Genomic DNA, 6,155 nt, shown 5'->3' with positions numbered 1-6,155 from the left:
GGAGACATCGTCATCCTCGACAACCTCTCCAGTCACAAGAAGCCCGCTGTCCGGGCCAGAGGAGCACGGCTCCTGTTCCTGCCGCCCTACAGCCCCGATCTCAATCCGATCGAGCAGGTCTTTGCTAAGCTCAAGCATCTCCTGCGAAAGACCGCAGAACGATCCGTCGAAGCAACATGGCGACGTATCGGCTCCCTGCTCGATGACTTCCCGCCCAATGAATGCGCAAACTACCTCAGAAACTCAGGATATGCATCAACGTGATGTCATCAGAGTCTAATACTTCTGCCGATAAATGATGTTTTGTGAATAGATCGACGGTGTGGGGACGCCGTTCTCGTCCTGCGCAGGCTCGAACTTGGCAAGGTGCATGATGATGGAGCAGGCTCGATCATTGAAGTCGGTGTTGCTGAGCCTCTGAAAGGCGTCGCAGCGGGTAGGCGAGCCTTGGGCATCGACGACTACCCTCAATATTACGCGTGCGTCCCGTTGCTGCATTGCCAGTTCCACCGGGAACTCGGATTGGATAATACGCGCCCAGACTGCACCATTGATCGGCCGAACGGGCTGGCTCAGGTTATGTAGCACCTCCGTATCAAGGCCAAGTTGTCGCATCAGATCGTCAGTGCACTTGCGAATGGCATTCATGGGCGAAGACATCGAGCCGGTCTGGAGGACGACACGGGTCGAGGGCGACTCAACGGTGACGTGGTCTATCCTCTTTTCCATCTCAAGGTCGGGGTAGGACCGCGCGGTGATCTCCTCGGGTTCACTGTCGTCACGAACGGTATCGGCGATCCGCGCGGTAAAGGTCAGTGCGGGACCGTAAATGTCCGTCGTGCCAGCCTGTCTTCCCCTGATAGAAACGGGCGTTCCTCGACCGAACGCTACGGTCAGCGCCGAGCTGCCCCGCAGTGCAGTCGCTTCCTTGCCGGCGAGCGTCACCTGGAAGGAATATCCCGGCGCGTATGTCTGCAGGCCAAAGAGGAAGGGGTGTTCCTTCGAACCGAAATCGCGGACGAGCGTGCAGTTGTCCTGGGACCAGTCCACCACCCACTTCGATTGGGGCGCCAGGACGTATTCCTTTGGCGCAGCCAGGGATACGGTGGGGAACAGTGAAAGGCCGAGGCACATTGCCAGGTTGAACAGCCAATTTGTTTTCACTGCAGCAATTCCCTGGATGCCCGGCAAGTTAGCAGGCTTAATGTATGTCAGCGGGCAAAAGAAAACCCCCGGAAGTTGTCTCCGGGGGTTTTCTTTCAATATGTTAACGCCGGATCAGAGCTTGCCGGTGAGTTCCGGCACGGCGTTGAACAGGTCGGCGACGAGGCCGATGTCCGCGACCTGGAAGATCGGGGCGTCCTCGTCCTTGTTGATGGCGATGATGGTCTTGGAGTCCTTCATGCCGGCAAGGTGCTGGATCGCGCCCGAGATGCCCACGGCGATGTAGACTTCGGGCGCCACGATCTTGCCGGTCTGGCCGACCTGGTAGTCGTTGGGCACGTAGCCGGCATCGACCGCCGCGCGCGATGCGCCGACGGCAGCGCCGAGCTTGTCGGCGAGCGGCATGATGTATTCCTCGAAGGTCGCGCTGTCCTTGAGCGCGCGACCGCCCGAGACGATGATCTTCGCGCTGGTCAGTTCCGGACGCTCCGACTTGGCGACTTCGGCGCTCACGAAGCTGGAAAGACCGGCGTCACCAGCCCCCGCGACGTCCTCGATCGCGGCCGAACCGCCGGTGGCGGCAGCCTTTTCGAAGGCCGTGCCGCGCACGGTGATCACCAGCCTGGCATCGCTCGATTCGACCGTGGCGATGGCGTTGCCGGCATAGATCGGACGGGTGAAGGTCTTCTCGCCCTCGACCGAGATGATGTCCGAGAGCTGCATCACGTCGAGCAGCGCGGCGACGCGCGGCGCGATGTTCTTGCCGGTGGTGGTGGCGGGGAACAGCACGGCGTCGTGGTGGCCCATGAGGTCCACGATCAGCGGCGCCACGTTCTCGGCAAGGCCGTGTTCGTAGGCGGCGTTGTCGGCGAGGTGGACCTTGCCCACGCCCGCGATCTGCGCGGCAGCCTCGGCCACGGCGCGGCAGCCCGAACCGGCGACGAGGAGGTGGACTTCACCGAGCCTGGCAGCGGCGGTGACGGTGGCGAGCGTCGCATCCTTGAGCGACGCGTTGTCGTGTTCGACCCAGACGAGCGTCTTCATCAGGCGACTCCCATTTCCTTGAGCTTGGCAACCAGCGTGTCGACATCGGGCACCTTGATGCCGGCCTGGCGCACCGGCGGCTCGTTGACCTTGAGGGTCTTGAGGCGCGGGGCGGTGTCGACGCCGTAGTCGGCGGGCGATTTGGTATCGAGCGGCTTCTTCTTCGCCTTCATGATGTTGGGCAGCGAAGCATAGCGCGGCTCGTTGAGGCGCAGGTCGGTGGTGACGACCGCGGGCATGGCGAGCTTGACGGTCTCGAGACCGCCGTCGACCTCGCGGGTGACGGCAACGCTGTCACCGTCGATCTCGACCTTGCTGGCGAAGGTGCCCTGCGGACGGCCGAGCAGCGCGGCGAGCATCTGGCCGGTCTGGTTCGAATCGTCGTCGATCGCCTGCTTGCCCAGGATCACCAGGCCCGGGTTTTCCTCGGCGACGATCGCCTTGAGGATCTTGGCGACGGCGAGCGGCTCGACCTCATCGTCGGTCTGGACCAGGATCGCGCGGTCGGCGCCCATGGCAAGCGCGGTACGCAGCGTTTCCTGCGCCTTGGCCGGGCCGACCGAGACAGCGATGATTTCCTCGGCCTTGCCTGCTTCCTTCAGGCGGATGGCTTCCTCGACCGCGATCTCGTCGAACGGGTTCATGCTCATCTTGACGTTGGAAAGATCAACGCCGCTGCCGTCGGACTTCACCCGCGGCTTCACGTTGTAGTCGATCACCCGCTTTACGGGCACGAGGATTTTCATGCGATCTGGTCCTCTCTGAGTATCGGGACGGCCAATTTAACCGCGCAATTAAACTTTACCCGGCTCGCTATTGCGTTCCCGGAACGTCGCGTCAAGTCCTGCCATCAGATAGCGCGGCAGCGTGACTTCGCAAAGCTCCGGGCAAGGTTCCCGCCGGGGAGAACCATGTAGAAACGGCGGAGGACCAGAGATCCCCCGCCGCTTCCTGTTTCCAGCGATTCATCGTCATTTCGACGCGAATCAGGCGACCTTCTGCACTTCTGCGACGATCTTCTGGGCGGCATCGCCCAGATCGTTGGCGGGAACGATGGCGAGGCCGGAATTCGCGAGGATTTCCTTGCCCTGCGCCACGTTGGTGCCTTCGAGGCGAACCACCAGCGGAACCGACAGGTTCACGTCCTTGGCAGCGGCAACGATGCCCTCGGCGATGACGTCGCACTTCATGATGCCGCCGAAGATGTTCACGAGGATGCCCTTCACGGCGGGGTCGGCAAGAATGATCTTGAACGCCGCAGTGACCTTTTCCTTGTTGGCGCCGCCGCCCACGTCGAGGAAGTTGGCCGGGAACATGCCGTTCAGCTTGATGATGTCCATCGTCGCCATGGCAAGGCCGGCGCCGTTGACCATGCAGCCGATGTCGCCATCGAGCTTGATGTAGGCGAGGTCGTACTTGCTGGCTTCGATCTCGGCCGGGTCTTCCTCGGTCTCGTCGCGCAGGGCGAAGATGTCGGGGTGACGGGCCAGTGCGTTCGAATCGAAGCTCATCTTGGTGTCGAGCACGAGCAGTTCGCCGCCTTTGCTCTCGACCAGCGGGTTGATCTCCAGCATGTCGCAGTCCATCGCGACGAAGGCTTCGTAGAGCTGGGCGGCCAGCTTCTGGGCCTGCTTGTTGAGGTCGCCCGTCAGCTTGAGCGCGAAAGCAACGGCACGGCCGTGGTGGGGCTGGAAGCCTTCGGCCGGGTCGATGGTGATGGTGGTGATCTTCTCAGGCGTGCTGTGCGCGACTTCCTCGATGTCCATGCCGCCTTCGGTCGAGACGACCATGGCGAGGCGGCCGCTGGCGCGGTCGACCAGCATCGAGAGGTAGTATTCCTTGTCGATGTCGACGCCGTCGGTCACGTAGAGACGGTTGACCTGCTTGCCCGCTTCGCCGGTCTGCACGGTGACGAGGGTGTTGCCGAGCATTTCCCTGGCGCATTCCTCGACCTCTTCGATCGACTTGGCGAGGCGCACGCCGCCCTTGGCGTCGGGGCCGAGTTCCTTGAACTTGCCCTTGCCGCGGCCACCGGCATGGATCTGGGCCTTCACGACATAGAGCGGTCCGGGCAGCTGCTTGGCGGCGGCAACCGCTTCCTCGACAGTGAGCGCGGGGATGCCGGCGGGGATGCCCACGCCATACTTCGCAAGCAGTTCCTTGGCCTGGTATTCGTGAATGTTCATCGCTGAATCGCTTTCTGCTGAAGTTTCCTCGGGGAAGGCGCGGGTGCCGATTTTTGCAGCGCCGCATAAGCACATCCCTGCGCGCTTGAAAAGTCCCGTTCCCTGCGCAATTGCATAGGTACGTCCCCCCGAGATGCTGCCACAAAGAAGATTCCCCCATGATCGATCGCGACAGACTTGAAGCCATTGTCCGGGAGGCCGGCCGCATCGCGCTCGCCGGCTGGCCGGGCGACGGCCATGAGCTCGACCATTGGGAGAAGTCGCCCGGCAACCCGGTCTGCGCGGTCGATCTGGAAGTGGACTCCTTTCTGAAGAAGGAGTTGCATGCGCTTCTGCCGGCTGCGGGCTGGCTTTCGGAGGAAACCGTCGACGCGCCCTCGCGGCTGAGCGACACGCTGGTCTGGCTGGTCGATCCGGTCGACGGCACGCGCGATTTCATCGGCGGACGGACCGGCTGGGCGGTCTCCGTGGCGCTGGTCAATACGCGCCGCCCGCTGTTCGGCTATCTCTATGCCCCCGCCCGCCGGCGCGAGGACGGCGGCGAGTTCTGGTTCGGCGAGGCGGGCAAGGGCGCGTGGCGCAATGGCGAAAGGCTGGTCGCCAGCCGCCGCGAATCGCTCTCCGGCGCGCGCGTGCCGGCCAGGAAGCTCGCGCCCGAGGATGCCGACCTGGAAATGGTCTACCAGCCCAACTCGATCGCGCTGCGCATGGCGATGGTCGCTGCCGATGAAGCGGACCTGCTGGCAACCTTGCGCTGGGGCTACGAATGGGATGTCGCCGCAGCCGGCCTGATCGCCCGCGAAGCGGGCGCGGCCGTCACCGACGCCTTCGGCAAGCCGCTAAACTACAACAAGCACGATCCGCGGGCCTTCGGCGTCCTGTGCTCCTCGAACGGCATCCACGACGCGGCGGTGAAGCGCCTGGCCGAGCGGGCGGCGCGCTTTTCGGTATGAAAAAAGGGGGCGGCACCCCAGGCGCCGCCCCCTTCCCCGATCCCGCAAAGCGGGTGATCAATGCGCGGCGTTGACGTCGTCGGTCGTTACCGGCGTGATCTTGATCTCGACGCGGCGGTTGAGAGCGCGCCCTTCGGGCGTGTCGTTGCTCGCCACCGGATAGTTCTCGCCCATGCCCTGCGTCTGGATGCGGGCCGAGGACACGCCGCGGCTGATCAGGTAGCGCCCGACCGAATCGGCGCGACGCTTCGAAAGATCCATGTTGTAGGCTTCCGAACCGGTCGAATCGGTGTGGCCGTAAACGTCGATCAGGCTGTTGGGATACTGGTTCATCGACTGCGCGACCTTGTCGAGCGTCGCCTGGAAGGAGGGGCTGATCGCGGTCGAATCGACAGCGAAGGTCACGTCGGGCAGGTTGACGAGGATGCCATCGCCTTCCTGCGTGACGTCGACGCCCGAACCGGCGGTCTGTTCCTTCAGTTCCTTGATCTGCTTGTCCATCTGGTAGCCGACGACGCCGCCGGCTACGCCGCCGATGCCCGCGCCGACGATGCGGGCGGTCTTGCCGCCGATGACGCTGCCCAGCAGGTAACCGAGCCCGGCGCCGCCGACGCTGCCGATGGCAGTGCGCGAAACCTTCTTCTCTCCGGTGTTGGGATCGGTAACGCAGGCGGAGACCGCCACCAGCGAGGCCGCGGCTGCGAGCGATGTAATCAGGCGCGATTTCATCATGATTTAAGGTCTTCCTCTTTGTGAATCTGGTTCGGCATCTGTGTTTTAGTGCACATGAATGGCAAATGGATGATGG

General features: G+C 63.3%; 7 protein-coding genes. 2 read left to right on the top strand and 5 right to left on the bottom strand.

All coding sequences use genetic code 11. The features are described from left to right. The coding region (locus NZK81_RS18940) for a transposase (protein ID WP_260047659.1) at positions 1–264 on the top strand (264 nt) is incomplete at its 5' end. Positions 265–276: 12 nt separating this feature from the next. On the opposite strand, the gene NZK81_RS18935 is transcribed toward NZK81_RS18940, so the two are convergent. The 4 genes from NZK81_RS18935 to sucC all read right to left on the bottom strand — a co-directional run bounded on the left by NZK81_RS18935 (position 277) and on the right by sucC (position 4,394). Continuing rightward, entirely contained in the window at positions 277–1,191 is a 915-nt protein-coding gene (locus NZK81_RS18935; RefSeq protein WP_260047658.1) for an energy transducer TonB, read from the bottom strand. An 87-nt stretch (positions 1,192–1,278) separates the two neighbouring features. Next, positions 1,279–2,208, bottom strand: coding sequence for an electron transfer flavoprotein subunit alpha/FixB family protein (locus NZK81_RS18930; protein WP_260047657.1), 930 nt, complete (start codon positions 2,206–2,208; stop codon positions 1,279–1,281). Beyond that, positions 2,208–2,954 carry an electron transfer flavoprotein subunit beta/FixA family protein gene (locus NZK81_RS18925; protein ID WP_260047656.1) on the bottom strand — a complete coding sequence of 249 codons (747 nt, stop codon included), beginning with the start codon at positions 2,952–2,954 and terminating at the stop codon, positions 2,208–2,210. The genes NZK81_RS18930 and NZK81_RS18925 overlap by 1 nt, the downstream gene beginning before the upstream one ends. Positions 2,955–3,194: 240 nt before the next feature. Further along, the gene (sucC, locus tag NZK81_RS18920; protein WP_260047655.1) at positions 3,195–4,394 is read right to left on the bottom strand and encodes an ADP-forming succinate--CoA ligase subunit beta; all 1,200 of its coding nucleotides are present in this window, start codon (positions 4,392–4,394) and stop codon (positions 3,195–3,197) included. Between the two features lie 158 nt (positions 4,395–4,552). Between sucC and NZK81_RS18915 the strand changes: the two genes are divergently transcribed. After that, positions 4,553–5,347: a 3'(2'),5'-bisphosphate nucleotidase CysQ gene (locus NZK81_RS18915; RefSeq protein WP_260047654.1), complete on the top strand. Its 795-nt coding sequence runs from the start codon at positions 4,553–4,555 to the stop codon at positions 5,345–5,347. Positions 5,348–5,404: 57 nt separating this feature from the next. Here the strand turns inward: NZK81_RS18915 and NZK81_RS18910 are convergent, their stop codons facing one another. Then, complete coding sequence (locus tag NZK81_RS18910) at positions 5,405–6,079, bottom strand: YiaD family glycine zipper/OmpA-like lipoprotein (RefSeq protein WP_260047653.1); 675 nt, start codon at positions 6,077–6,079, stop codon at positions 5,405–5,407. Positions 6,080–6,155: the final 76 nt, after the last annotated feature.

It is taken from the genome of Novosphingobium mangrovisedimenti, assembly GCF_025153475.1.
GTDB classification, from domain to species: Bacteria; Pseudomonadota; Alphaproteobacteria; order Sphingomonadales; family Sphingomonadaceae; genus Novosphingobium; species Novosphingobium mangrovi_A.
The sequence above is the reverse complement of the archived record's forward strand: the minus strand, read 5'-3'. Positions and strand labels throughout refer to the sequence as shown.

What these genes read in the sequence shown, in the direction of transcription:
- NZK81_RS18925 (WP_260047656.1), bottom strand. Translation starts at nt 2,954, where the DNA reads ATGAAAATCCTCGTGCCCGTAAAGCGGGTGATCGACTACAACGTGAAG.
- NZK81_RS18930 (WP_260047657.1), bottom strand. Translation starts at nt 2,208, where the DNA reads ATGAAGACGCTCGTCTGGGTCGAACACGACAACGCGTCGCTCAAGGAT.
- NZK81_RS18910 (WP_260047653.1), bottom strand. Translation starts at nt 6,079, where the DNA reads ATGATGAAATCGCGCCTGATTACATCGCTCGCAGCCGCGGCCTCGCTG.
- sucC (WP_260047655.1), bottom strand. Translation starts at nt 4,394, where the DNA reads ATGAACATTCACGAATACCAGGCCAAGGAACTGCTTGCGAAGTATGGC.
- NZK81_RS18915 (WP_260047654.1), top strand. Translation starts at nt 4,553, where the DNA reads ATGATCGATCGCGACAGACTTGAAGCCATTGTCCGGGAGGCCGGCCGC.